This is a genomic window from Streptomyces sp. NBC_00457 (assembly GCF_036014015.1).
GTDB lineage: Bacteria > Actinomycetota > Actinomycetes > Streptomycetales > Streptomycetaceae > Streptomyces.
The window spans coordinates 1,867,855-1,891,038 of record NZ_CP107905.1 but is presented as its reverse complement, the minus strand read 5'-3'; the positions used below and the strand labels follow the sequence as shown (position 1 = coordinate 1,891,038).

Genomic DNA, 23,184 nt, shown 5'->3' with positions numbered 1-23,184 from the left:
AGCCTGGACGGAACCTGAAAGAAGCCTGGGAATCCGTGAGTTCGGCTCCCAGGTAACTCGCACAAACGCGCCCTACGGTCGCGGCGTGTCAGCATCGGAATCCGTCGGCATCGACGAGAAACGAAAGCAAAAATTCCACCGAGTGGGACTGGTGGCCGCAGTGGCCATGCTCGCGGTCGTGGCCAGAGTCGCCATGTTCGACCACGAGTCCACCGACTACAAATTGTTCGTCAAAGTCTGGTACGAATTCATTTCCACACACGGTGGATTCGGCGCTCTCAAGTACAGCTTTGCGGATTACAACGTCCCATACCTGTACCTGATCGCGGCGTTGACCTATCTGCCGATACCCGCACTCATCGGGATCAAGATCATCTCGGTGATGTTCGACCTGGTACTGGCGTACTTCACCTACCGAATCGTCGCGCTGCGCCACACCCGCCGCCGGGTGCCGGCGCTGGCTGCCCTCATCGTGCTGTTCCTCCCCACCGTGGCGACCAACAGCGGGATGTGGGGACAGGCCGACTCCCTCTACGCCGCGTTCGGCCTCGGCGGCGTGTACTTCCTCCTGCGCAGGCGGCCGTGGCCGGCCGGCCTCTTCTTCGGCCTGTCACTGGCCTTCAAGCTGCAGGCGGTCTTCTTGTTCCCGCTGCTTCTGGTGCTGGCATGGAGAAGGTGGATCCCGTGGCGGGTACTGCTGGCCGTCCCTGGGGTCGTCCTGCTCCTTGACGTGCCGGCGTTGCTGGTCGGAGCGCCCATAGGGCGCTTGCTGTCGGTGTATGCGGAGCAGACGAGCGCGTATCCGGCGCTGTCCATGCTCGCGCCGTCGATCTACCAGTTCCTCCCGGCGAGCGCCGACGCGGAGGTGATCCGGCCCATCGGTATCGCGATGACCGGGCTGGTGATCCTCGGGCTGTGCCTCGGCGTATGGCTGAGCCGAGTGCGCCTTACGACTGCGAAAGTCGTGCTGATGGGAGCAGCCTCGGCTGTCCTGGTGCCGTTCCTCCTTCCGTCGATGCACGAGCGCTACTTCTACCTGGCCGAGGTGCTCACCGTGATCGCGGCGTTCTACCTGCCGCGCCGCCTCTGGTACGTGCCTGTCCTCGTACAGGTGGCCTCGTTCCTCGCCTATCTCCACGTGCTGTTCCCAGCAGCGGATTCGATGCCTCCGGGAGACCTGCCCGGAGGGCCCGGCCTTCCCGTACCCGACGGGCAGGCGACGCCCGGGGACATGTCGGGCGGTATGCCGGGCGGAATGTCGAGCCAGTACGCGCCCACCCTGGAATTCCGGATCCTCGCTGCGCTCATGGCAGTCGCGGTCGTATCCGTGGTGTGGACGGCAATCCGCGAGTTCCGGCGAGGCTCCCCGCCGAGAGCACAGAAAACACAAATGCACGATGCGCTGAGTACGCGGTAATCCATCAGTTTCACTGCGGAATTTCCACAGCCGACCCGAGGGAGTCAGAACATGTACGTGGCAGCCGCCGACCAGCCAGGAGGCCTCGCCGGCCTGGTGGTGGACATCATGGACGAGCTGGGCGGACCGGGCGCGGCGCTCCTCGTCGGCATCGACAACATCTTCCCGCCGATGCCGAGCGAACTGGTGCTGCCCCTGGCCGGTTTCGCCGCGAGCCAGGGCACCATGAGCCTGTTCATGGCGCTGTTCTGGACCACCCTCGGCTCCGTCGCCGGCGCCCTGCTCACCTACTGGCTGGGCGCGTGGCTCGGCCGCGACCGCGTGCGCTCTCTGATCAACCGCGCGCCCCTGATGAAGCCGTCAGACTTCGACCGCACTGAACGCTGGTTCCTCAAACACGGCACGAAGGCGGTGTTCTTCGGCCGGATGGTGCCCCTGTTCCGCAGCCTCATCTCGCTGCCTGCAGGCGTCGAACGGATGCCTATGCTGCGGTTCCTGTCCCTGACCACGCTCGGCAGCCTGATCTGGAACGCGGGCTTTGTCGTGGCCGGCTACCAGCTGGGCGCCAACTGGCAGGACGTCGACGAGTACGCGGGCATCTTCCAGAAGACAGTCATCGCGGCCGTCGCACTGGCAATCGTCGTGTTCGTGGCGGTCCGGATACGCGAACGGAGACGAAGCCAGGGCAACGTCCAGTAGCGGTAGTTCGTTGAACTCGGCTGGCATGTGCGGCCCGCCGCCTCACTCTCCATCTGCCCGAACGCTGGCAAGGCCCTGGCTACCCCGCCCTCAAGGGCCTGAGATCTCCGAGCATGTGGAAAAGCCGGGCAGATCAGCGGGCACCCCATGCCCGAATCCGCAGCTCAGCCTCGGACCGCCCACGAACCACCCGAAACGGTCCTCCGAAATCAAGCCGATGGATCCGGGCTCAGCGAATGCGGCCCGGACGCGCCCGTGGTGGGATCCGACGGTTCTCTCCGCCCTCGGCGATGTGCCACTACAGATGCCAGGCGTCAGTGACCTGCATTGCCGGGGCACCGGTTCGAGATCCCTCCGTGAAGGCGCCGGCCCAGTCCCGATAATTCGCTTCCACTTCCGGGTGGCGGCGAAACCATGCGGTCAGAGACTCGGCGTTCCGGCGGGGCGCACCGATCGGGCAGCGGGCCTCGCGATCAATCTAGAGAGCATCTGTGGGAGCAGTCCGATGGCGTGATCCGGAAGCTTGCTCAATTCTCTTGCCGGTCCGGCAAATCGGCTTGGCGTTTCACGCCGGCCGTGTTGCCCTGGCCGCATGAACGAAAAGCCTGTTCCCTTTCCGTCCGCGCTCGTGAGTACTGATTGGCTCAGCGGCCAGCTCGGCTCCTCTGGCCTTCTCGTGATTGATAGTTCTGTCCTATTGGCTGCCTCGGCGCCGCACCTCCGCCCCATGCGTGATGCGTACCTTGAGGCGCACATTCCCGGCGCGGTATTCGCCGACCTCGTCAACGAGGTGGTCGAGCCGGACAGCCCTCTGGGCATCACCCGTCCCTCAACCCGTCGTGCCGAAGCCGTGTTCGGGCGACTGGGTGTCGGCCCGCGGACTCGTGTGGTCGTGTACGACTGCGAGTTCGGACAGAATGCGGCTCGCCTGTGGTGGCTGCTCAAGGCGAACGGTCACGACGCGGTAGCGCTTCTCGACGGAGGCATTCGCAAGTGGGCTGACGAAGGGCGCACTGTCGAGTCGGGACCGGTAGAGCCCGTCCCGGCCACCTTCGTGGCACACCCCCGTCCCGGAATGTGGTCAGACCGACAGCAAGTCCTGGACGCGGTGAACGGCATGACGGACACCACCTTGGTCAACGCCGTTCCCGATCTGCCCGCCGACCCGTCGGTCCTGCCCGCAGGCGCCGCCCGGGTCATGTCTACGACCCTTCCGGGCAGCGTTGACATCCCTTTCCCCTCCATGGTCCAGCCGGGCACGACGACGCTTCCCTACCCCTCCATCAACTGGCCGGGATCACCGATGCTGCGTAGCGGCCCGGACCGCGCGGGACGACTCACCCCGGTCCCGCGCGGCAGGCCGACCATCGTCTACTGCAACTCCGGTCTGAATGCTCCGCTGGTCGGACTCTGCCTCGTCGAGGCCGGGTATGACGCGGTGAGCGTGTATGACGGTGGCCTGATGGAGTGGCTGGGAGACCCGCAGGCACCTGTGACGGCACGCGCGAAACGCTGATGCCCAACTTTCCGGTGCTTGTGCCCGAGCGGATAGCAGCCGCAGAGCTTAAGAAGCTGTTGCTCTATCGATCTTGGTGGGCGTGAGTTCGAGGTCGTCCCTCGGTCGGGTGATCTCGTGGCCGGCCGGGCATGAAAGTGGGGCCTCCCGCACAGCTCGTGGGTGTCGAATCCAACCGAGCAACAGGTGGTCCCTGGTGCTGCAGTCTTCCGTGCCGGCGTCGATGTCGTCCAACTCGGCGTCCCCGTCGTGTGATTGTCTCGCTCACCGGTTCGGGAGCGCTGCGGACCGGCCGTACAGGCGACCGAAGTATCCGTCGGACATGAGCGATGCGGGTGGGCCGTCGTGGGTGACGCGATGCCGGTTCCCGGCTGGATCGAGGGCCGCGGCGGGCAACCGGAGAGCCATTGCCACCGGCAGATGGTTGATGCGGTGCGCTATCTGGTCGCGGGCGGCATCACCTGGCGGGCGATGCCCGCGGACTACCCCGCGTGGGACCGCGTCTACGCCTTCTTCCGGCGCTGGCGGGACAAGGGCCTGACCGCCGAGTTCCACGACCGGCTGCGTGACCGGGTCCGCCAGGCCGCCAGCCGGGATCCGGAGCCGACCGCAGCCGTCATCGACGCGCAGTCGGTGAAGGCAGCCGCATCGGTACCGGTCGACACGACACCCCGTCCCTCCCGCCGAAACGCCATCCCTACACCTGACCAGCGGAAACACACCCGCACTCTCGGAAAGACAACGGCTTCTAAGACACGTGGGGTCGTCTCGCAAAGACGTGGACGCCACCCAGGCCCGCTGAAACCACGGGTGGTGTCCGGAACCGACCTCCATCGGCGCCAGCGAGGTCCCCAGGATGTGCCGTCCTGGAGGCCTTCGTGTGCCAGGCCCCGAGCGGAGGCAGACGTCCCCATCGCAGCTCGACCGAGGTCGAAACAGAGCCCCGCCAAAGTCACCCACTCGTGATCCACACCGGTCAACTCGGGTCCCTCAAAGGCCAGTTTCAGAGGCTGCTGCCTCTGACTGCCTCCGAGCGACCCGGGTCGAACCGGGGTCGAATCAGAGCGATTTCCTCTGACTGCCTCCGATCGCCTCTGCAACCCGTCCGAGCAGGTCACAGCCTCATCGCCCCCACACAAGCGCAGGTCAGAAAGATGCGCTAGCTGTACCACTGGTTCCTGGCGAAGGCGGTCATGTGCGGCATGGCTGCGGCTCCCGCCTTTGGGTGATGGCGACATCGTCCGGAAGGGCGTGGCGCCGCCTTTGGCCGGGTGCCGAAGATCCGGTAAACCTGCACACCTTCGCTGAAAGGTCGTATGGAACCTGAACAGTAGTCACGACTGTGCCGGACTACGGCTGCTTCGTGTGCGGCCAAGTGGCAGAGCGCGTGAAGGAGTCGGTGGGTCCGGTCGGTTGCGTCCAGGGAGATGGTGTACGGGTTCGACCTGATCCGGGGGTTTGCTCCGGCATCGGGATTGTGCCCGCATAGATGAACGGCCACCGGCTGATCTTCGAAGTGTCGAAGCCTCGAAGGAGATCAGCACGATGACCGCACCAGACAGTCTGCCCCTGCACGCCCTCGCCGAAGACAACCTCGCCGCGGCGAGTCCCGATCTGCTGCGCGCGATGGTCAAGACATTCGCCGACGCACTCATGTCCGCCGAAGCCGATGCCCTCTGCAACGCCGAATACGGGCAGGTCAGCGACGAACGCGTCAACCACCGCAACGGCTACCGCCCGCGCGAGTGGGACACCAGGGCCGGGACCGTCGAACTCGCCATTCCCAAACTGCGTCAGGGCAGTTACTTCCCGCACTGGCTCCTCGAACGCCGCCGACGGGCCGAGCAGGCTCTGATCAGCGTGGTCGCCACCGCCTACCTGCTCGGCGTCTCCACGCGCCGGGTCGAGAAGCTCGCCGAGTCCCTCGGCGTCACTCAACTGTCGAAGTCCCAGGTCAGCGCGATGGCCAAGCACCTGGACGACCAGGTTGCCGCGTTCCGCAACCGGCCCCTGGACCAAGGGCCTTACGCGTTCGTCTGGGTCGACGCGCTGACCCAGAAGGTCCGCGAGGGCGGCCGGATCATCAACGTCCACGCGCTGATCGCGGTCGGCGTCAACTCCGACGGCCACCGCGAGATCCTCGGCATCGACGTCGCCTCCAGCGAGGACGGTGCCGGCTGGCTGGCCTTCCTGCGATCCCTGGTCGCGCGCGGTCTGTCCGGCGTCCAACTGGTCGTCTCCGACGCCCATGCCGGCCTGGTCAACGCGATCGGCGCCACCCTGCCCGGCGCGAGCTGGCAGCGATGTCGTACGCACTACGCCCGCGCGCTGCTGAGCCAGGTCCCTAAGTCGGCCCAGCCGTGGGTGGCCACGCTGCTGCGGACCGTCTTCGAACAGCCCGACAGCGACGCAGTCCAGGCCCAGATGCGGCACGTCCTGGACGCTCTGGAGGCCAAGTTCCCCAAGGCCGCAGCCCACTTGGACACCGCCCAGCACGAACTCCTGGCGTTCACCGCGTTCCCGCGCGAGATCTGGCGGCAGATCTGGTCGAACAACCCGCAAGAACGCCTGAACAAGGAAATCCGGCGTCGCACCGACGTGGTCGGCATCTTCCCCGACCGCACTGCGCTGATCCGCCTGGTCGGCGCGGTCCTGGCCGAGCAGAACGACGAATGGACCGAAGCCCGCCGCTACATGGGGCGCGAACTCCTCGCCAAGGCCCGCCTCCACCCGATCGAGTCACAAACCGACGACACCGTCGTCCCGACCGAACTCACCGCCTAGCCTCAAAACGAGATCACCGAGTGGCCGTCAATACACCACTTCGGCGGACGTGACCGTCCGGTCACCGCGCTGTCACACCGGTGAAGTCGCCTTGCGCGGTGCGTCCGGTTTGAGCCTCGGGCGGCTGGCCGCCCATTTATCTGCGTGCTTTGATCGGGCGAACTCTGCCATTCCGAAGCACCTATTCGAAGGGAACCGTGCATTATGAACTTTGCCGCTCAGGTTGAAGCAGCTGAGATCTCCGACACCGACCTGGACAACGTCTCCGGCGGCCTCGCGGCCGGCGGCTCCGGCGGTCTCTTCCTGGAGACGCCGATCGGAGACGTCTTTGCCGGTCTCACGGCTGTCGCTTCGACCGAGGGTCTCGCGGCGGGAGCAGGCGTCCACACTGCCGCTCTGTGACGACACGGTAATCACACGTGGGCCCCGGATCATCTGATCCGGGGCCCGTTCGCGTTGGGCCACCGCGGATACGCATGCAACTTCCGCCGTCGCCCTCCCCACCGGCCGAATTATGATTCGGCCTCGGGCCTCCACAATCCTGGAGAAGACGCATGAGTGATGTGAGCAGCGGCACCGGCAAAGTGGTCGTGAACAGGGCGATGTCGCTGGACGGGTTCATCGCCGGTCCTGGCCACACGATGGACTGGATCTTCGAGTACCTGACTGCGGATGCGTTTCCGGAGGTCATGGCGGCCACGGGCGCCATGCTCGTCGGCCGGGGCACGTACGAGGTCGCCAAGCGTATGGCCGACCAGGACGCCGCCTACGAGGGGGGAGCACAGTTCGTTCTCACCCACGAGCCTCCCGACGAGCCGGACCCTTCCGTCACGTTCCTGACCTGTGACATCGAGGAAGCCGTTGCCACGGCACGCAGCGCCGCGGGCGGCAAGAACCTGGAGATCCTCGGTGCTGACGTGGCCGCGCAGTGCCTGCAGCGTGGGCTCGTCGACGAGATCCTGGTGTATGTCCTACCGGTGCTGCTCGGCGACGGTGTCCGCTTCTCGCCCCCAAGCCTCGACAGGATCGACCTGGAACCTTTCAGCAACACCCAGTCGGGCGCCGTCACGATGCTCCGCTTCCACGTGCGGAAGTAGGCGAGATGCTCGCCGGGCCGCTGATGCTGGGGTTGTGGGCCGGCGACCACCATGAGCACGTCGCTGACGCCAGGGTTCTTGATCTCGGCTACCGACCGGGGCCCGCCGCCTCCGCGTGTGTCCTGGCCAGGGTCGTGTCGACGAACGCCCGGGTGGCGGCGGTGACGGGTCCGCCGCGGTGGACGAGCCACTGGGCGAGTTGTTCCGGCGGTGCGAACCGGTAGACGTCGGCGCCCGCGCGGCGGGCGAGGTCGGCCCAGCCGTCCGGCATGAGGCCGGCCCCGATGCCCTTGAGCACCATCGGCAGCACCATGCTGCGGTCGCCCACCTCGGCGGCGATCGTGAGGTCGCCGACCGTGGCGGAGAACCGGTCGAACAGCGCCCGCACGGCCGTCGCCGCCCCGGTCACGACGAACCGCATCCCGCGCAGGTCCTCGGGCCGCACGGTCGGCCCGGTGTCGGCCGGGAGGGTGCCCGGCGGGAGGACGAGCAGGAACTCCTCGTCGCGCAGGTAGTGGGCCACCAGGCCCTGCCCCGTCGGGCGCTCCGCGCTGCCGCAGACGCCGACCTCGCAGCGCCCCTGCAGCACCATGGCGACCACCTCGGCCGCGGCCGCGGCGGACGAGGTGCTGACGGTGACGCCGGGGTACCGCTCCCGCAGTTCCGCGATGATGCTGGTGACGGGTTCGAGGCCGGAGGACGACGTGGCCGCGACATCGACCCTGCCGACGACGCCGTCACCGAGCGACCGTGCCGCCGCGCGCATCGCCTCCATGTCCCGCAGCACGAGCCTGGCCTGGTGGGCCATCGCCTCTCCCGCGTTGCTGAGTACGGCATTGCGGCCGACCCGGTGGAAGAGGGTGACGCCGAGTTCGCGTTCGAGGTTGCCGATGGCGCGGGACAGTGAGGGCTGGGCGACGTGCAACGCCCGTGCGGCGTGGGTGAATCCGCCATGCTCCACGATCGCCACGAAGTATTCGAGCTGGCGGCGTTCCACGGCTCACTCCTTCGGACTGCTCGCCTCCCCCAGGAGGCCCACTCCCCGCAGCCTCCAAGGAGAACCCCCGCAACGAGTCCATCCATAGCTGGTTGCTATCGAAATGGTGTCATGCATGTCTTGGACGTGCCGCCCCTTCACCGGCTTTACTCGGCGCGTGTTCACCACTCGGCCTACGCTCCAGGGCACATACGGAATGGTCTCCTCCACCCACTGGCTCGCCTCCGCCGTGGCGATGGCCGTACTGGAGGACGACGGCAACGCGTTCGACGCCGCGGTGGCGGCGGGTTTCGTCCTGCACGTCGTCGAGCCGCACCTCAACGGGCCGGCGGGCGAAGTGCCGATCATCCTCGCTCCGGCGCGTGGCCGGCCGCTCGTGCTGTGCGGGCAGGGTCCGGCGCCGGCCGGCGCGACCATCGGCCACTACACCTCGCTCGGCCTGGACCTGGTGCCCGGAACCGGCCCGCTGGCCGCCGCCGTGCCGGGCGCGTTCGACGCCTGGATGGTGCTGCTGCGCGACCACGGCACCAAAGCGCTCGCCGACGTCCTCAAGTACGCGATCGGCTATGCCGAGAACGGCCACCCGGCGGTCGAGCGCGTCGGCGAGACCGTGGAGACGGTCCGGGAACTCTTCGAGACCGAGTGGACGACTTCGGCCGAGGTCTACCTCCGGGACGGCGCGCCCCCGGCCCCCGGCTCCCTGCTGCGCAATCCCGCGCTGGCCGCCACCTGGCGACGGCTGATCACGGAGGCGAAAGCGGCGGCGGGCGGATCCGTCACGGGCCGCCGGGAGGCGGAGATCGAAGCGGCCCGCCGGGTGTGGCGAGAGGGATTCATCGCCGAGGCTCTCGTCGAGTTCGCGGCACGCCCCACGAAGGACACCTCGGGCGAGCGGCACACCGGCACTCTCACCGGCGACGACCTCGCCCGGTACACCGCGTCGTACGAGGCGCCGGTCACCTATGACTGGAACGGCTGGACGGTGGCCAAGTGCGGCCCCTGGAGTCAGGGCCCGGTCTTCCTCCAGCAACTCGCCCTGCTGCCCAGCGGTTTCGGGGAGGGCGGGCGTGACACACCGGAGTACGGCACGGCGGAGTACGTCCACACTCTCGTCGAGGCCACGAAGCTCGCGATGGCCGACCGCGAGGCGTGGTACGGCGACGCCGGCGCGGACGTGCCGCTCGACACGCTGCTGTCCACCGGCTACAACGACGCCCGCCGCACGCTGATCTCGGACGATCGTGCGTCGTTCGAGCTGCGGCCCGGCAGTCCCGACGGCCGGGTACCGCGGCTCCCCGAGCAGGTGCTGATCGCCACCCCCGGCGGCCCGATCGCGCCAGGCGTCGGCGAACCGACCGTGGCCAAGGACGGTGCCAACCGCGGCGACACCTGCCACCTGGATGTGGTCGACCGCTGGGGCAACATGATCGCCGCCACACCGAGCGGCGGCTGGCTCCAGTCCAACCCGGTCGTGCCCGGCCTCGGCTTCCCCCTCGGCACCCGACTGCAGATGGCCTGGCTCGAACCCGGCCTGCCGAACTCGCTCACCCCGGGCCGCCGTCCGCGGACCACCCTGACACCCTCGCTCGCGCTGCGTGACGGCACGCCGGTGCTCGCCTTCGGAACCCCCGGTGGCGATCAGCAGGACCAGTGGAGCCTGCATTTCCTCCTCGCCGTGTCACTGCGGAAAAAGGTGAGGGGTGGATTCGACCTGCAGGGCGCCATTGACGCCCCGAATTGGCATACGGAAAGTTTTCCGAGTTCTTTCTACCCACGCGTCATGCACCCGGGAAGCGTCGCCGTGGAATCACGTATCGGCGAATCTGTCATTTCCGGTCTGCGTCGTCGAGGGCACCATGTCACGGTCGGCGACCCCTGGTCGGAGGGCCGGCTCTGCGGAGTGGCCCGCGATCCGGAAACCGGCATGTTGTCGGCAGCAGCCAATCCGCGCGGGATGCAGGGTTACGCTGCCGGAAGATAGTACGGAACATCGGCGCTCGATCCCGGTGGGGTCGAGCGCCTTCGCGGCTGTACCTAGCTCGCCTCCAGCCAGAACGCCTTGCCCTTCGAGGTGTTCTCGGACAGGTCGATCGGCAGCCCGACCGTGCGCAGGCGCTCGCCCGTGAACTGCCCCTTCGGGGTGTGCGCCTGGGTGCCGTCGTCGTCGATGGTGATGTCCGTGACGGCGTAGGTCGTGCGGTCCTTGAGCCAGCGCACCTTGGCATCGACGGCGGTCTGCGCGGTGCCGGCGGCGGTCGCGATCAGGAGGGCGGTACGGCGTGAGGCGTCCGCCCACATCCACACGTACGGGCCCTTGCTGCTGTCCCACTCCGTCGTGTCCCAGCCCTGGCCCAGGTGGACGGGCAGGAACTGGCCGTCCGTCAGGGCGGTGATCTCGGGCCGCCTGCGCCAGGCGTTGAAGATGCCCATCAACTTCACCGCCGCCTCGGGCCACTTGGCCGCGTCGCCGGGGTCCTCGGGGAACTTGACCGCGCGGACGGCCATGTAGGAGTAGTAGTCCTCCATGCGGCCGGTCATCTTGCCGCCGTTCATGTACGTCGCGGCCATCGGCAGGTGCCCGAACGCGGTGAGCGCGGTGCGCAGCGACAGGTCCTCTCCGGTGATCCCTCCGTTGGAGGTGTTCCAGCCGTTGTACGCGATGTGCAGCAGGCCGTTGTTGCGGTCGCCCTGGGTGGGGGCGATGTCGAGTTCGCTGGTGAGCTTGGGCAGGTACTGAGGGTTCTTCGTCACCAGGTCGTTAAGCATGGTCCGGGTGAGGACGGCCTTGCGGTAGACGTTGTCACTCGGGTGCGAGTAGGCCGTCGTCCGCTCGTTCTGCCAGTACTCGGTGAGGTCGATCATGTGCTGGGTGACGCCGTAGTCGTTGAGCAGCGTCTCGATCTGGCCTCTCTTGTAGGCGAGTTGGACCGGGTCGGCGAGGTCGCGGCCCTTGAGGTGGCCGTCTCCCGTCAGCGAGAACCAGAGGCCGAAGCCGAGTCCGTTGTCCTTGAGGGTCTTCGAGAGCGTGCCCAGGCTGGTGATGGACTTCTTCATGGAGTCGCTGGGTTCGATGGTGTCGCGCGTGGTGTTCCAGTAGTCGTCGAGCATCACCATGTCGAGGCCCGCCCGCTTCGTCTGCGGGATGACGGTGTCGTAGTAGTAGCCGGGGGGCAGTTCGCGACCCGGGCCGCCGCGGTAGTCCCAGTCGTTCTGGTGGAAGAGCGTGGTCGTGTGGTGGTACTTGAAGCGCTTGCGGAAGTGCAGCTCGTCGGCCATCTTGCCGTCGACGACGTCGCCCTTGAACACCGTGAGGTTCACCGCGAGATACTCGAACTCCTCACCCGGGAACAGCGTCAGTCGCAGCGCATCGGGGTGGGTGTCCACGGAGACGGTGTCCTGCTCGTGCCAGGCGTTGATGCCCGCGAACGGCGGCAGCATGTAGTCGGTCGGGTAGTTGCCGTTGCCGCGCTGGGTCTTCCAGTTGAGCTCGGGACTGATGCTCCAGCCGTCACCGGTGTCGTACACGGTGAGGGCCTTCTTCGGCCAGGACCTGCCGACGGGGTCGGTACTCAACGACCCGCGTGTGCTGAACCACTTCATGTTCGGGACGTAGTGGAGGGTGTGCGGCTCGTCCGGCAGGCGCAGGTCGATCACGGTGGAGCGGGTGAGGGTGAGGTCGCGGGCCGTGTCCTCGTTGCGTACGAGGGTGAAGTAGCGCAGGCCCGCGTCGCCGTCGTAGATCTCGAAGACCAGGGTGACGAGGAACGGTCGGGGCGCGGTTCTGCGCAGGGGAATGCGGACGCGCTCCCCGACCCGCCAGGACCGCTCCTTCGTGCGCACGGTGATGAGTTCCCTGGTCGTCGCTCCCAGGCGCCACCCTCCGTCGTCCGCGCGCACGGTGTCGGCGCCGTCGAGTTCGTGGGCGAAGAGCAGGGAGGGAGCCGCCAAGTAGTCGCGGCCTGCACGCTTGTTGAGGAGCCCGGTGAGGCGGATGCCACCGTCTTCGTAGGTGACCGTGGCCCTGAGGGAGTCGTTCTCGAAGGTCCAGTTTCGCGCTCTGTGCCGGATGCTTTCCGACAGCGCGGCGGCGGATCCGGTGCCTGCCGCCAGGAAGGCGGCCGAGGCTGTGCTGAGGAAGTGACGGCGGCTCAGTGGGGACATGATCGGGCATCACCCTTCGTCGTGACATCGTTGTCAGAGTTGCGGGGCAGTCGGCCCTTCTCGCGGTTGGACCATCTCGTCAGGGGGATCGGGTGTGCATCGGTGCGGCGCTGGCAACGGCAAGCGCTTTCACCGCCGTGAAACGTAAGCGGCGCTCGACGGGTCGTCAACAGGGCGGGGCGGCCTGATTGTCCGACCCGCAAGACCAGCATCGTCCGACCCGCAAGATCAACAAGGGGCAGCACCCTTGACGCGCCCATGGTGCACCCGAAGAATGACCGCAATCATCTGACAACGTTGTCGATGGAAAGGTCGCCGCCGCATGCCGCAGCCAGCCACGGAGTTCACCCGCCGTCACATCATTCAGCTGCTCGGCGTTTCCGGCGTATTGACCGCTTCCCCGCTCGTCCTGGGATCAGAGCGGGCATCAGCCGCGACGGCCGCCGGATCGGGCGCGGCGGCCGAGCAACCCGACCCGAGAATGACCCCTGTCTCCGACACGTACTACCGCGTCCTCCTCACCCACACCCGCTGGTCCGAACAGCAGTGGGATGCGGCCCAAGGCCACTACACCGCCAAGGACTTCGGCTTTGCGGTCGTGCTCGGCAATGCCGTCCTGCTGACCCGCGGTCCGTACGACGCCGAGCGCGCCGGAGTCGACAAGGAGACCCTGCGCGCCCGTACCCTCGCCACCCTGAAGCACTTCGCGGCGTCGAACCGACTGACCGGCGGCACCCAGTGGGGCCGGAAACTGTTCTTCGACACCACCTTCCAGTCCTACTTCGTCCTGGCGGCCCGGCTGCTGTGGGACGACCTCGACGAGGTGACGCGCCGCAACGTCGACACCATCGCCCGCGAACAGGCCCAGTACACCGCCGTGTTGGGCACGGCAGACGATCCCGACTCCGGCGACTGGACCCCGCGCGGTCTCGACGGCGGCTTCCAGGGCGACACCAAGCTGGAGGAGATGGGAATCTACGCCCAGGCGCTCGCCCCCGGCCTCGCCTGGGCGAGCGACGACGCGCGGTACGAGGCATGGCGCGGCGCCTTCGGCCGGTGGAGCCGCAACGAGGCGGGCCTGCCGGCTGCCGACCTCGCCAACCCGGCCCGCGTGGACGGGATCGCCGTCAGCGAGAACACCGCGCAGAACCTGTACGACACGTTCATCGTCGAGAACCACGGCTCATTCGGCCCGCACTACCAGGAAGAACTCTGGCGAACCTCCGGACGCAACGCCGCCCACTTCCTCGTCGCGGGCCGCGCCCTCCCCCAGGTGCTCACCGCGCAGCCCAACGCCGGGCCGCTGTGGCGTACCCTGCTCGGCGCGATGAGCGACGCGGGGGAGCCGCTGATGCCGATGGTCGCCGACCGCGAACATCTCTACGGCCGCGACATCATCCCGCTCGCCTTCCTCGCGCAGGTGGCCTCAGACCGCGCCGCGGCCCGCTGCGAACTCGCCCTGGCCGAACGTCTGGAGGCCTACCAGGCGTACCCGCCGCAGTACCGCCTCGCGAAGTTCTCAGGTGAACCCAAGTACGAACCCGAGGCGCGCGCCGAACTGGCCATCAGCTACCTGCTCCACGAGTGGCGGGCCCGGTCGGGGCAGGCACCGGTGCGACCCCTGTCGCAGCGTGAGCTCTTCGAGCAGGCGAGCGGAGTCACCGACCACGGCCCGGGCCCCGGTCTCGTCTCCCACCAGTCGCCCGGCGCGTGGGCCGGGGTGGTCAGCAAGGCCGGTTTCGTGAAGTTCGCCTGGCAACCGGCACATGACGACTGGCTGTTCGCGCTCAGCGGTACGACGCCGATGTTCCTGCCGAGAACCGGGGCCAAGGTCACCGGACGGTCGGTCGTCGCGTACTCCCGGCTGCGGGACGGGTTCGACGGCAGCGCGAGCCTGCTCACGCTGGACGCCGGGTACGCGGGCTTCACCACGCTCCCGACCGGGACCGTCGTGTACGCGACCTCCGGTACGGCCGCCGGGGAAGGCCACCTGGAGGTGCGCAACCTGAACATGCCCGGGATGCCGGGGCTGGACGGAAGCCGCACGTACCGGGCGGCGGAGGGGAGCGCGACGGTCGCGGCCCAGGCCGGTCCCTCGACTCCCACCGGCCCACGGGTCGACGAACTCACCTTTCCCCGCGGCCGGTTCCGCCATCTGCGGATGCTCGGGGTACGCCCCGACCCCAGTTACGGCTATTCGCTGTACGCCTTCGAGATACGCGACTCAGCCGCGGGCGCCGACCTGGCGCGCGGCGCCGGGGCGACGGCCTCCGCGTCCTCCTTCGACCCGGGCAAGGAGCCCGCACTCGCGGTCGACGGCGACGGCTCGACCCGTTGGGCGGTGTCCCGTGCGGACCGTCCGCGCGCGGACAGCTGGCTCGCCGTCGATCTGGGCGCGGCCCTGGACGTGGACCGGGTGACCCTGCGCTGGGAGACCGCGGCGGGCCGCGCGTACCGGATGCAGGGATCGGTCGACGGGCAGAAGTGGACCGACCTGGTCGCCTGGCCGCAGGCGGACCTCACCAGCCGCGGCGGCTGGCTGGACATCGACGGCCGTGCCGGTCTCGTCGTGCGCGGCGGCGCCAACCCGATCTCGGTGTACGGCAACACGGTCGTCCTCTCCGACGGACCGGCCGAGGGCATTGTGGTCGAGGGACTCCCGGACGCGACGCCCGGGCGGCTGCGCACCGCAGCCGCCCGGAAGAGCCCCTCGGTGCGGTCCGCCCAGGTGAAGGCCACTCTCACCGACGACTACCTGAGCCTGTTCAACCTCTCCTCGGATCCCGTGACCACCACGGTGACCATCCCGCGCTCGCCCTCCGAGGGAATCCGCCTGTACGCGGGTGTCCAGACCGTCACCGCATCGGGCACGGACTTCCGAGCCGAACTGTCCGCCGCCTCCGCCGTGTTGCTGCCTGCGCGCTTCGTCCTCTCCGGGAAGCGCGTTCCCGTCGGTCTGCGCGCCGAGGTGGTCGACGGCCGCACGGTGCGGCTCGGCGGACCCTCCTGCCGCGTCACCGTCTCCGCTCAGGGCAAGAGCCTGGACGTCACGGTCCGCGCGGGCCGTACGACCACCGTCACCGTGCCGCGCGCCACGGCGTACCCGCTCGCCGATCTCGCACTCGGCCGTCCCACCTTCCCGACCGCACCGTTGCCGCCCGGTATGACGGACCCGAAAGCCGCGGTCGACGGAGACGAAGGCACCGCGTGGACCCCCGGCCCGGACGGTCGCATGGTCGTCGACCTGGGCGCCGAGCGGCACATCACGGAGATCCGCACACAGTGGCGGGACGGCCGCATTCCGGTAGCGCAGGCGGAGTTCAGCACGGACGGCCGTACGTACACGGGCACGGCACGACTGACGGCGCGGGGAGTCCTGCGCACCGACAGCACGGCCCGCTATGTGGCACTCCGGGTCACCGCCCCGGCCGGAGGCCGCACCGCACTTACGTCGCTCACCGTCACTTCGTGACGGTCGGAGGGCTGTCACCTGGACAGGGGTGGGTTCATCGCCTGCTGCCAGGACTGTTCGCCGATGGCGGCGCGCAGATGGTCCCGTGAGTTCTCCGCTAGTGTGCGGGCCCGGTCGAGGTCGATGCCGAGCGGTTCACCTCGGTACTTCAGCACCCTGCCGTCGACGAGCACGGTGTCGACCTCGCCGCGGCCGGCCTGGAACACCAGCGTGGCGATGGGGTCGTTCACCGGGTACAGGATGGGGCTGTTGCCGCTCACCAGCACCAGGTCGGCCACGTAGGCGGTGCGCAGGGCGCTGGTGGTTCACGCGCGGAGTGAAGGCGCTCCGGGGCAATGCGGTGACGCTCCGGGTCACAGCGGTTCGGTCCACCCGGCGGGGGAGCGGGCCAGGGCGGACGCGGCGGCCGTGGCGGCGGCCAGCAGCAGGCCGGCGAAGAGCAGAGGCTGCGCCGGGTTGCCGTGCAGCGCGGCCAGGGCGCCGACGAGAGCGCCGAGGAACATGGCGCCCGTCGACACCACTCGCCGTCCGATCCTGCTGCCGGGCCCGCCGGCGAGGCGGCTGTCGGAGGCGATCCCGGTGATGGTCAGGGTCAGCACGGTCGTGGTGAGATCGGGCACCGCCAATGCGCGGGCCGCGGCGTTCTGCAGCCCCATCCCGAGCCCGAGCAGCACGATCAGCGCGTAGCGGACGCCGCCGTTGTACGGATTAACGGATCAACTGACCGATCTATGGCCCTGTGGACCGCGTTTGCGTGCGCCGGCGTATGCGCGCAGTCGGTTGTTCTGCCGGGTGGTGCATCAGGCAACGGCCGGTGCGGCGGTCAGCAGCTTGCCCATGGCCGCCAGCACTGACGGCTCCACGCGGTAGTACACCCAGGTACCGCGGCGCTCGGACGTCAGCAGGCCGGCCTCCTTGAGCTTCTTCAAGTGGTGGGACACGGTCGGCTGGGATACGCCGACATCGGAGATGTCGCACACGCACGCCTCGCCGCCCTCGTGCGAGGCGACGGCGGAGAACAGGCGCAGCCGCACCGGATCGCCCAGCGCCTTGAACATCCGCGCGGCCGTCTCGGCCTCCTCGGCGCTGAACCGACGCTCGGTCAGCGGCGGGCAGCAGGGGGCCACGGCCTCCGACGCCTCGGGGGCGAGTAGGGGCAGCACCTTCGTATTCGACATGCATCTATGTTGACATACATCGAACCAATACCCGGAGCGGACCCCTCGGATTCGATGAATGTCTATGTTGACGATCATCGAATCAAGTGCCATGCTGGCCGCGCAAGCCATCGACGGATGTCGAAACACCGAGGAGCCGACCGTGAACGCCCCCGCCGCCACCGACCTGCCCGTCGTCGTGATCGGAGCCGGCCCTGTCGGTCTCGCTGCCGCCGCGCACCTCATCGACCGCGGGATCACCCCGCTGGTCCTGGAAGCCGGCCCGACGGCCGCGGCGGCGGTGCGGGAGTGGGCGCATGTGCGGCTGTTCTCCGCCTGGGGCGAGGTCACCGACCCGGCCGCCGAGAAGCTCCTGGCACCGACGGGCTGGGTGAAGCCGGATGCGGCCGCCTATCCCACCGGCGGGGACTGGGCCGAGCGGTACCTGCAGCCGCTCGCCGACGTCCTCGGCGACCAGGTGCGCCTCGGTGCCACCGTCACCGGCGTCTCCCGCGCCGGCCGGGACCGGATCGTGGACGCCGACCGCGAGAACCAGCCGTTCGTCGTCCACGTCGCCCACGCCGACGGCCGTGAGGAGCGGCTGTTCGCCCGCGCGGTCATCGACGCCTCCGGCACCTGGACCACCCCGGGCCCGGCCGGCGGCAGCGGCCTTCCGGCCCTCGGTGAGAAGGCCGCGTCCGACCGGATCACCTACCGCGTGCCCGACCTGAAGGACCCGGCCGTACGGGCCCGGTACGCCGGCAGGCGCACCGCGGTGATCGGCTCGGGAGCCTCAGCCTTCACCGCCCTCGCCTACCTCGCCGACCTCGCCACTTCCAATGACGGCACCGGCACCCACGCCGTCTGGATTCTGCGCCGCGGCATCTCCGGCTCCACCTTCGGCGGCGGCACCGCCGATCAGCTCCCCGCCCGCGGTGCCCTCGGCCTCGCCGCCAAGGCCGCCGTCGACGACGGCCACGCCGACGCGGTAACCGGCTTCCGCACCGACGCCGTCGAACGCGATGGCGACGGCCGCGTGGTGCTCGTCGGCGAGGACGGCCGCCGCCTCGACCCGGTCGACGAGGTCATCGTCCTCACCGGCTTCCGCCCCGACCTCTCCTTCCTCTCCGAGGTCCGCCTCGGCCTCGACGAGCGCCTCCAGGCCCCCACCGCCCTGGCCCCGCTCATCGACCCCAACCAGCATTCCTGCGGCACCGTCTACCCGCACGGTGTGAACGAGCTCTCCCATCCGGAGAAGGACGTCTACCTGGTCGGCATGAAGTCCTACGGCCGCGCCCCCACGTTCCTCGCCATGACCGGCTACGAGCAGGTCCGCTCCATCGCCGCCGCGCTCGCCGGCGACCAGGGGGCTGCCGAACGTGTCGAGTTGACCCTCCCGGAGACCGGAGTCTGCGGCGGTGCGGGCCTGTTCGACGAGCCGGAGAACGCCGACCGGTCCGGCGGCTGCTGCGCCGCCCCCACCACCCTCCAGATCGGCATCGGCGCCCCGGCCCCCTCCGGCGGCTGCTGAACTCCCCACCCATACAAGGAGGTTCGCCATGTCCCGCGTACAACTCGCCCTCCGTGTCCCCGACCTCGCCGCATCGATCGCCTTCTACACCAGGCTCTTCGGCACCGAGCCCGCCAAACTCCGCGACGGCTACGCCAACTTCGCCATCGCGGAGCCCCCGCTCAAGCTCGTCCTCATCGAGGGAGTCGCGGGAGAGGACACACGTATGGACCACCTCGGCGTCGAGGTCGAGACGACCGAGCAGGTGCACGCCGCCACCGCCCGGCTCGCCGAAGCCGGGCTGGCCACCGTCGAGCAGAACGACACCACCTGCTGCTACGCCCTCCAGGACAAGGTCTGGGTCCACGGCCCCGGCCAGGAACCCTGGGAGGTGTACGTCGTGAAGGCCGACGCCGACGTGAAGGAACCGTCCGTCACGGCCTCGCGCCGCCCTTGAGTCAGGAGACGTGTGAACGCTCAGGCTCCTCCTCGGTCACCGAGGTGGTGCGGAGCTTGCGGGGACGCGTCGGTCCGGTCTTCGCGTGGGTTGCGTAGATCATGAGGCCCACGAACGTCAGGCCGCCGACCAAGTTCCCGAGCACCGTCGGCAGTTCGTTCCAGAAGACGTAATCGCCGATCGTGAAGTCACCGCCCATGATCAGGCCGGACGGGAAGAGGAACATGTTGACGATCGAGTGCTCGAAGCCGAGGTAGAAGAACACCATGATCGGCATCCACATGGCGATCACCTTGCCCGCCAGGCTGTCGGACATCATCGCGCCGACCACACCGGTCGACACCATCCAGTTGCACATCACGCCACGGACGAAGAGCGTCAGCATGCCGGCCGCGCCGTGCTCGGCGTACCCGACGGTCCGGCCCTCACCGATGGTGCCGATGGCCTGACCGACGGCGTCCGGTTCGACGCTGAAGCCGTAGGTGAAGTAGATCGCCATCATGAGCGCGGTGGTCAGCGCACCCAGGAAGTTGCCGACGAAGACAAGACCCCAGTTACGCATCATGGCCCCGAGGGTGACGCCGGGCCGCTTGTCCAGCCACGCCAGCGGCACCAGCGTGAAGACGCCGGTCAGCAGGTCGAAGCCGAGCAGGTACAACATGCAGAAGCCGACCGGGAACAGCACGGCGCCCAGGAGTGGCTCGCCCGTCCTGACGCCGATCGTGATCGCGAAGGCCGCCGCGAGGGCGAGGATGGCACCGGCCATGTAGGACCGGATCAGCGTGTCGCGAGTGGAGTAAAAGACCTTCGCCTCGCCGGCGTCGATGGCTCTGGTCGCCAGTTCCGAGGGATTCACATAGGACATGGGCGGTTCTCTCCTCGCACATTCTCTCGTCGCACGGAGCGGTGAGCCGGGCTCACCACTGGTAGGGAAGGAACTTGCCGTCGATGGTCACGACCACGCGATCACCGTCGGGATCCGCACGACGCTCGAGTGAGACACGGCAGTTGATCGCGCTCATGATCCCGTCGCCGAACTCCTCATGGATCAGCTCCTTGATCGCCGGCCCGTAGACGGAGAAGAGCTCGCGGAACCGGTAGATCGTCGGATCGGTCGACACCGAGTCGTCGGCAGTCCGGTAGGGCTGACGCTGGAGGGCGGCGACCGACTCGTCGCTCAGGCGGAGCAGTTCGCCGATCGAAGCGGCCTCCTCGGCCGGCATCGGATGGGAGCCGAGCAGAGCCGCGACCGTCCAGACCGGCGCTCGGCCGATGTGGTCGGCGAGTTCCTTCCACGACGTACCGGACGCGAGACGCCGATCCTCGACCTCGGTGGTCGCCCGCTGCTGTTCGGCAGGGCGGTGACTCATGCTCGTTCTCCTCGGGATCCGGGAGTGTCCGGTCGCCGTCGACCGCTGATCGGTCCATCACACCCGACCTGAATCGCCTGCCAGAAGGGCCAAACGCGCAGGGTTTGCGGCATTCCGCGCAGCGTGAGTCGACCGTTACGACCGCGAAACCGACGTGAAGCGCGGCGGTACGACACCGTTCCTAACCTCAACGCGTCGTGAGGCGGTGAGGTGCGGCATGGATGACAGAGCGAACGAAGCCGTGGGTGGATCCGGGGGCGGATCCGTGGGGCCGGGCGTGTTCGCCGAGATGGTGGCCGCGACGCCCGTGCCGCTGTGGGTCATCGGCGCCGACGGGGCCGTCGCGTTCGCCAACCCCGCGGCGCTCGCGCTGCTCGGCTACCGCTCGGCCGCGGAGGTCATCGGCGAGTCGAGCCACGACACGTTGCACCGCCGGCGCCCCGACGGATCCGACTACCCACCGCACGCCTGCCCGATCCTGGACCGCGCCGGCTCGCACGAGGCCGGTGAGCCGGAGTGGTTCCTCACCCGCGGTGGCCGGGCACTGCCGGTCACCTGGACCACGCGTGCGTTGGGATCCTCGGGCCGGCGCCTCCTCTCGTTCGCCGAGGCCTCCGATCGCCTCGCCGCAAACCGGCGCGGGCCCGCCGAGCAGGGCCGGGCGCCGCGCCACGCCGCGGACTTCGCCGGCGTACCGTCCCGTCGATCGGTGCGGGAGGCCATGCTCAGGCGTGTTCGCGAGGAGTTCGGCGACCCGGACTTCACCGTTGCCGCGCTGGCGCGCGAGTTCCACCTGTCCGTGCGCTCGTTGCAGGCGCTCTTCGCCGAGGCCGGCATCTCCCCGGCCGCCGAGATCCGGCGCGTCCGCCTCGAGTTCGCCGCCGGTCTCCTCGCGGGCGGTTCGACGATTCGTCACGCCGCCCTGGCCAGCGGCTTCACCGACCCCGGCACCTTCGCCCGTGCGTTCCGGCGGCAGTACGGAGAATCACCCGGCAACCAGGCCCGCCGCGCCGGCTGACTTACCGGTGGCCTGACAGGGAGCGGCACAACGACTCCGCCGCGCAGTCGGCGTAGAAGCCGCTCCACTGCGCCGCAATCTCGTGCGTGCCGCGGGCGAAGACCGCGGCGCGGTTCCCCTGGACATAGGAAACGCCTCCCTGGGACAAGTGCGGAGGCGTCTCCAGCAGCCGGGCCAGGGCGGTCGGGCCGACGCCGTACTCGTGCTTCCACATCGCCACCAGGTCGTTCCCGGTGCAGCCCTCGCACGCGTTGGTCGAGAAGTAATCCGCCGAGCCGTGGCCGGTATCGATCAGGCGGGCCAGGCGCCGTTCGTCACCGGCGCAGGCCGCTTCGTACACCGGTCCGACGACCGTGCGCCAGAACGCGGCGACGTCCGGGGCGACCGATGGGCCGTCAACCACGTTGGGCCCAGGGCACCGTGGCGCCGTCCGCGAGAGGGCCGGGGTCGGCGAAGGGCCCGACCCCGACGGGTGCCGAGGCTCTGTGCACCCCACGAGAAGGGTGGCGAGGAGGCATCCGGCGGACAGTCGGTGGACGAGGGAGAGGGAGGACACCGGGCGCACTCTCACTCCTCGTCGCAGGGGAGGGACGGGTTCTCGTCCGGGCCGGAGGACTGGCAGAACGAGAGGCCGTGCTTCCCGAATGTGAAGACCCGTCGGTAGCTGTCGGGGTCCTGCTTGAGTCCGGTGACCTGGAAAGGGCGTCCTCGGTCGTCAATGACGGTGTGCTTCTGTCGGTCGCCGACCATGTAGGTCACCCGGAGCCGGAACGCCACGTAGTACCGCAGCGATGTGGCCCGGAGCACCACGACGTGCTGCTCACGGTGGGCCAGGACGATCGTCTGCCGAGCGAAGAACGGCGGCCCCGGCTTGAGCGAGTCGTCCTCGGCGCTGAACACCGCCCGGCGCACGATGGGAAAGGGTCTGTCCAGGTCGAGCAGAACCGTGGACGTGTCCGAGCCGCCCTGCGGCGGTGCGTCGAACAGGGTCCCGGCGAGCGGATCGGAGCGCCGTACGGAGACCGGCTGGATGTCGAGGATGTTGACCTTCTCGGCGCGACGGCCCGTCAAGGTCAGGCGCAGCGTCAGGGTTTCCAGGTTGACCGCCCCGGCGGAGCGCAGAAGAGCGGTGAAGCCGGGAGAAGCCGCGGCCCCTGGGTCGGCCAGCAGGCGGGTCTGCTTGGCGCTGGGCCTGAAGTCGCCGGGTGTCACCGCGCTCCGGCCTTCGTCGTTCAGGCGGATGAGATCGACGGAGGCCGAGAAGTCGGGCCCGTCGCCCGCCCGGTCCTGGGGGCGGTCGTACGAGGAGAGCCAGCCGCCGATCCGGTCAGGCAGTGCCGTGATCTGGTGCTCGATCGACGTGGCGACTCCCAAGAGCACGATCGGGATGAGCCACGCGTGAAACCTGCGCACGCGAGCGGCCAGCCTCGCCCACATCGTGGAACCGTCGCCCCGTGCCCGGCCGATGCTCCCGGCCGGTCGACGGTCCCGGCCGCCCATCCCGTGTACAGAGGGCCTGCGTTGCCGCG

The 23,184-nt window shown here is 68.8% G+C and carries 21 protein-coding genes; 12 read left to right on the top strand and 9 right to left on the bottom strand.

What is annotated here, in order from left to right; all coding sequences use genetic code 11:
• Window positions 1-85 precede the first annotated feature (85 nt).
• From OG828_RS08780 to OG828_RS08750, 7 genes are all read left to right on the top strand, one after another.
• Window positions 86-1,417 carry a glycosyltransferase 87 family protein gene (locus OG828_RS08780; protein WP_328500718.1) on the top strand — a complete coding sequence of 444 codons (1,332 nt, stop codon included), beginning with the start codon at window positions 86-88 and terminating at the stop codon, window positions 1,415-1,417.
• 51 nt (window positions 1,418-1,468) lie between these two features.
• Window positions 1,469-2,116: a DedA family protein gene (locus OG828_RS08775; RefSeq protein WP_328352124.1), complete on the top strand. Its 648-nt coding sequence runs from the start codon at window positions 1,469-1,471 to the stop codon at window positions 2,114-2,116.
• 592 nt (window positions 2,117-2,708) lie between these two features.
• Window positions 2,709-3,632 (top strand): sulfurtransferase, encoded by a 924-nt coding sequence (locus OG828_RS08770; protein WP_328500717.1) that lies wholly within the window; start codon window positions 2,709-2,711, stop codon window positions 3,630-3,632.
• A gap of 357 nt (window positions 3,633-3,989) precedes the next feature.
• Window positions 3,990-4,598, top strand: coding sequence for a transposase (locus OG828_RS08765; protein ID WP_328504825.1), 609 nt, complete (start codon window positions 3,990-3,992; stop codon window positions 4,596-4,598).
• A 579-nt stretch (window positions 4,599-5,177) separates the two neighbouring features.
• Window positions 5,178-6,416, top strand: coding sequence for an IS256 family transposase (locus OG828_RS08760; protein ID WP_328500641.1), 1,239 nt, complete (start codon window positions 5,178-5,180; stop codon window positions 6,414-6,416).
• A gap of 204 nt (window positions 6,417-6,620) precedes the next feature.
• Window positions 6,621-6,818: a hypothetical protein gene (locus tag OG828_RS08755; RefSeq protein WP_328352118.1), complete on the top strand. Its 198-nt coding sequence runs from the start codon at window positions 6,621-6,623 to the stop codon at window positions 6,816-6,818.
• A gap of 152 nt (window positions 6,819-6,970) precedes the next feature.
• On the top strand, window positions 6,971-7,513 hold the full coding sequence (locus tag OG828_RS08750) for a dihydrofolate reductase family protein (RefSeq protein WP_328500716.1): 543 nt from the start codon (window positions 6,971-6,973) through the stop codon (window positions 7,511-7,513).
• 88 nt (window positions 7,514-7,601) lie between these two features.
• Here OG828_RS08750 and OG828_RS08745 read toward each other — a convergent pair whose 3' ends face one another.
• Window positions 7,602-8,510 (bottom strand): LysR family transcriptional regulator, encoded by a 909-nt coding sequence (locus OG828_RS08745; protein WP_328500715.1) that lies wholly within the window; start codon window positions 8,508-8,510, stop codon window positions 7,602-7,604.
• Between the two features lie 157 nt (window positions 8,511-8,667).
• Here OG828_RS08745 and OG828_RS08740 point away from each other — a divergent pair, with 157 nt between their 5' ends.
• Entirely contained in the window at window positions 8,668-10,491 is a 1,824-nt protein-coding gene (locus tag OG828_RS08740; protein WP_328500714.1) for a gamma-glutamyltransferase family protein, read from the top strand.
• A gap of 53 nt (window positions 10,492-10,544) precedes the next feature.
• On the opposite strand, the gene OG828_RS08735 is transcribed toward OG828_RS08740, so the two are convergent.
• A complete protein-coding gene (locus tag OG828_RS08735; RefSeq protein ID WP_328500713.1) occupies window positions 10,545-12,671 on the bottom strand; it encodes a hypothetical protein in 2,127 nt (708 codons plus the stop codon).
• Between the two features lie 322 nt (window positions 12,672-12,993).
• Between OG828_RS08735 and OG828_RS08730 the strand changes: the two genes are divergently transcribed.
• Entirely contained in the window at window positions 12,994-16,143 is a 3,150-nt protein-coding gene (locus OG828_RS08730; protein ID WP_328500712.1) for a discoidin domain-containing protein, read from the top strand.
• A 14-nt stretch (window positions 16,144-16,157) separates the two neighbouring features.
• On the opposite strand, the gene OG828_RS08725 is transcribed toward OG828_RS08730, so the two are convergent.
• The 3 genes from OG828_RS08725 to OG828_RS08715 form a co-directional block, all read right to left on the bottom strand.
• Window positions 16,158-16,421 carry a hypothetical protein gene (locus OG828_RS08725; protein WP_328500711.1) on the bottom strand — a complete coding sequence of 88 codons (264 nt, stop codon included), beginning with the start codon at window positions 16,419-16,421 and terminating at the stop codon, window positions 16,158-16,160.
• Window positions 16,422-16,496: 75 nt separating this feature from the next.
• Entirely contained in the window at window positions 16,497-16,817 is a 321-nt protein-coding gene (locus OG828_RS08720; protein WP_443060102.1) for a DUF1275 family protein, read from the bottom strand.
• Between the two features lie 126 nt (window positions 16,818-16,943).
• Window positions 16,944-17,321 carry an ArsR/SmtB family transcription factor gene (locus OG828_RS08715; RefSeq protein ID WP_328500710.1) on the bottom strand — a complete coding sequence of 126 codons (378 nt, stop codon included), beginning with the start codon at window positions 17,319-17,321 and terminating at the stop codon, window positions 16,944-16,946.
• A 142-nt stretch (window positions 17,322-17,463) separates the two neighbouring features.
• On the opposite strand from OG828_RS08715, the gene OG828_RS08710 reads away from it, so the two are divergent.
• A complete protein-coding gene (locus OG828_RS08710; RefSeq protein WP_328500709.1) occupies window positions 17,464-18,831 on the top strand; it encodes an NAD(P)-binding domain-containing protein in 1,368 nt (455 codons plus the stop codon).
• A 28-nt stretch (window positions 18,832-18,859) separates the two neighbouring features.
• Window positions 18,860-19,267 carry an ArsI/CadI family heavy metal resistance metalloenzyme gene (locus OG828_RS08705; protein WP_328500708.1) on the top strand — a complete coding sequence of 136 codons (408 nt, stop codon included), beginning with the start codon at window positions 18,860-18,862 and terminating at the stop codon, window positions 19,265-19,267.
• 1 nt (window position 19,268) lies between these two features.
• Here the strand turns inward: OG828_RS08705 and OG828_RS08700 are convergent, their stop codons facing one another.
• Together OG828_RS08700 and cynS are read right to left on the bottom strand one after the other, a co-directional pair.
• Complete coding sequence (locus OG828_RS08700) at window positions 19,269-20,132, bottom strand: formate/nitrite transporter family protein (RefSeq protein ID WP_328352091.1); 864 nt, start codon at window positions 20,130-20,132, stop codon at window positions 19,269-19,271.
• Window positions 20,133-20,184: 52 nt separating this feature from the next.
• Complete coding sequence (gene cynS, locus OG828_RS08695; RefSeq protein ID WP_328500707.1) at window positions 20,185-20,637, bottom strand: cyanase; 453 nt, start codon at window positions 20,635-20,637, stop codon at window positions 20,185-20,187.
• Between the two features lie 217 nt (window positions 20,638-20,854).
• Between cynS and OG828_RS08690 the strand changes: the two genes are divergently transcribed.
• Window positions 20,855-21,655 carry a helix-turn-helix domain-containing protein gene (locus OG828_RS08690; RefSeq protein WP_328437379.1) on the top strand — a complete coding sequence of 267 codons (801 nt, stop codon included), beginning with the start codon at window positions 20,855-20,857 and terminating at the stop codon, window positions 21,653-21,655.
• Between the two features lies 1 nt (window position 21,656).
• On the opposite strand, the gene OG828_RS08685 is transcribed toward OG828_RS08690, so the two are convergent.
• Window positions 21,657-22,058 (bottom strand): hypothetical protein, encoded by a 402-nt coding sequence (locus OG828_RS08685; RefSeq protein ID WP_328352082.1) that lies wholly within the window; start codon window positions 22,056-22,058, stop codon window positions 21,657-21,659.
• A gap of 164 nt (window positions 22,059-22,222) precedes the next feature.
• Window positions 22,223-23,068, bottom strand: coding sequence for a hypothetical protein (locus OG828_RS08680; protein ID WP_328500706.1), 846 nt, complete (start codon window positions 23,066-23,068; stop codon window positions 22,223-22,225).
• Window positions 23,069-23,184 lie beyond the last annotated feature (116 nt).

Coding starts and splice junctions, on each gene's coding strand:
- OG828_RS08730 (WP_328500712.1), top strand. CDS start 12,994: ATGCCGCAGCCAGCCACGGAGTTCACCCGCCGTCACATCATTCAGCTG.
- OG828_RS08760 (WP_328500641.1), top strand. CDS start 5,178: ATGACCGCACCAGACAGTCTGCCCCTGCACGCCCTCGCCGAAGACAAC.
- cynS (WP_328500707.1), bottom strand. CDS start 20,637: ATGAGTCACCGCCCTGCCGAACAGCAGCGGGCGACCACCGAGGTCGAG.
- OG828_RS08770 (WP_328500717.1), top strand. CDS start 2,709: ATGAACGAAAAGCCTGTTCCCTTTCCGTCCGCGCTCGTGAGTACTGAT.
- OG828_RS08705 (WP_328500708.1), top strand. CDS start 18,860: ATGTCCCGCGTACAACTCGCCCTCCGTGTCCCCGACCTCGCCGCATCG.
- OG828_RS08765 (WP_328504825.1), top strand. CDS start 3,990: ATGCCGGTTCCCGGCTGGATCGAGGGCCGCGGCGGGCAACCGGAGAGC.
- OG828_RS08715 (WP_328500710.1), bottom strand. CDS start 17,321: ATGTCGAATACGAAGGTGCTGCCCCTACTCGCCCCCGAGGCGTCGGAG.
- OG828_RS08735 (WP_328500713.1), bottom strand. CDS start 12,671: ATGTCCCCACTGAGCCGCCGTCACTTCCTCAGCACAGCCTCGGCCGCC.
- OG828_RS08690 (WP_328437379.1), top strand. CDS start 20,855: ATGGATGACAGAGCGAACGAAGCCGTGGGTGGATCCGGGGGCGGATCC.
- OG828_RS08750 (WP_328500716.1), top strand. CDS start 6,971: ATGAGTGATGTGAGCAGCGGCACCGGCAAAGTGGTCGTGAACAGGGCG.
- OG828_RS08775 (WP_328352124.1), top strand. CDS start 1,469: ATGTACGTGGCAGCCGCCGACCAGCCAGGAGGCCTCGCCGGCCTGGTG.
- OG828_RS08755 (WP_328352118.1), top strand. CDS start 6,621: ATGAACTTTGCCGCTCAGGTTGAAGCAGCTGAGATCTCCGACACCGAC.
- OG828_RS08700 (WP_328352091.1), bottom strand. CDS start 20,132: ATGTCCTATGTGAATCCCTCGGAACTGGCGACCAGAGCCATCGACGCC.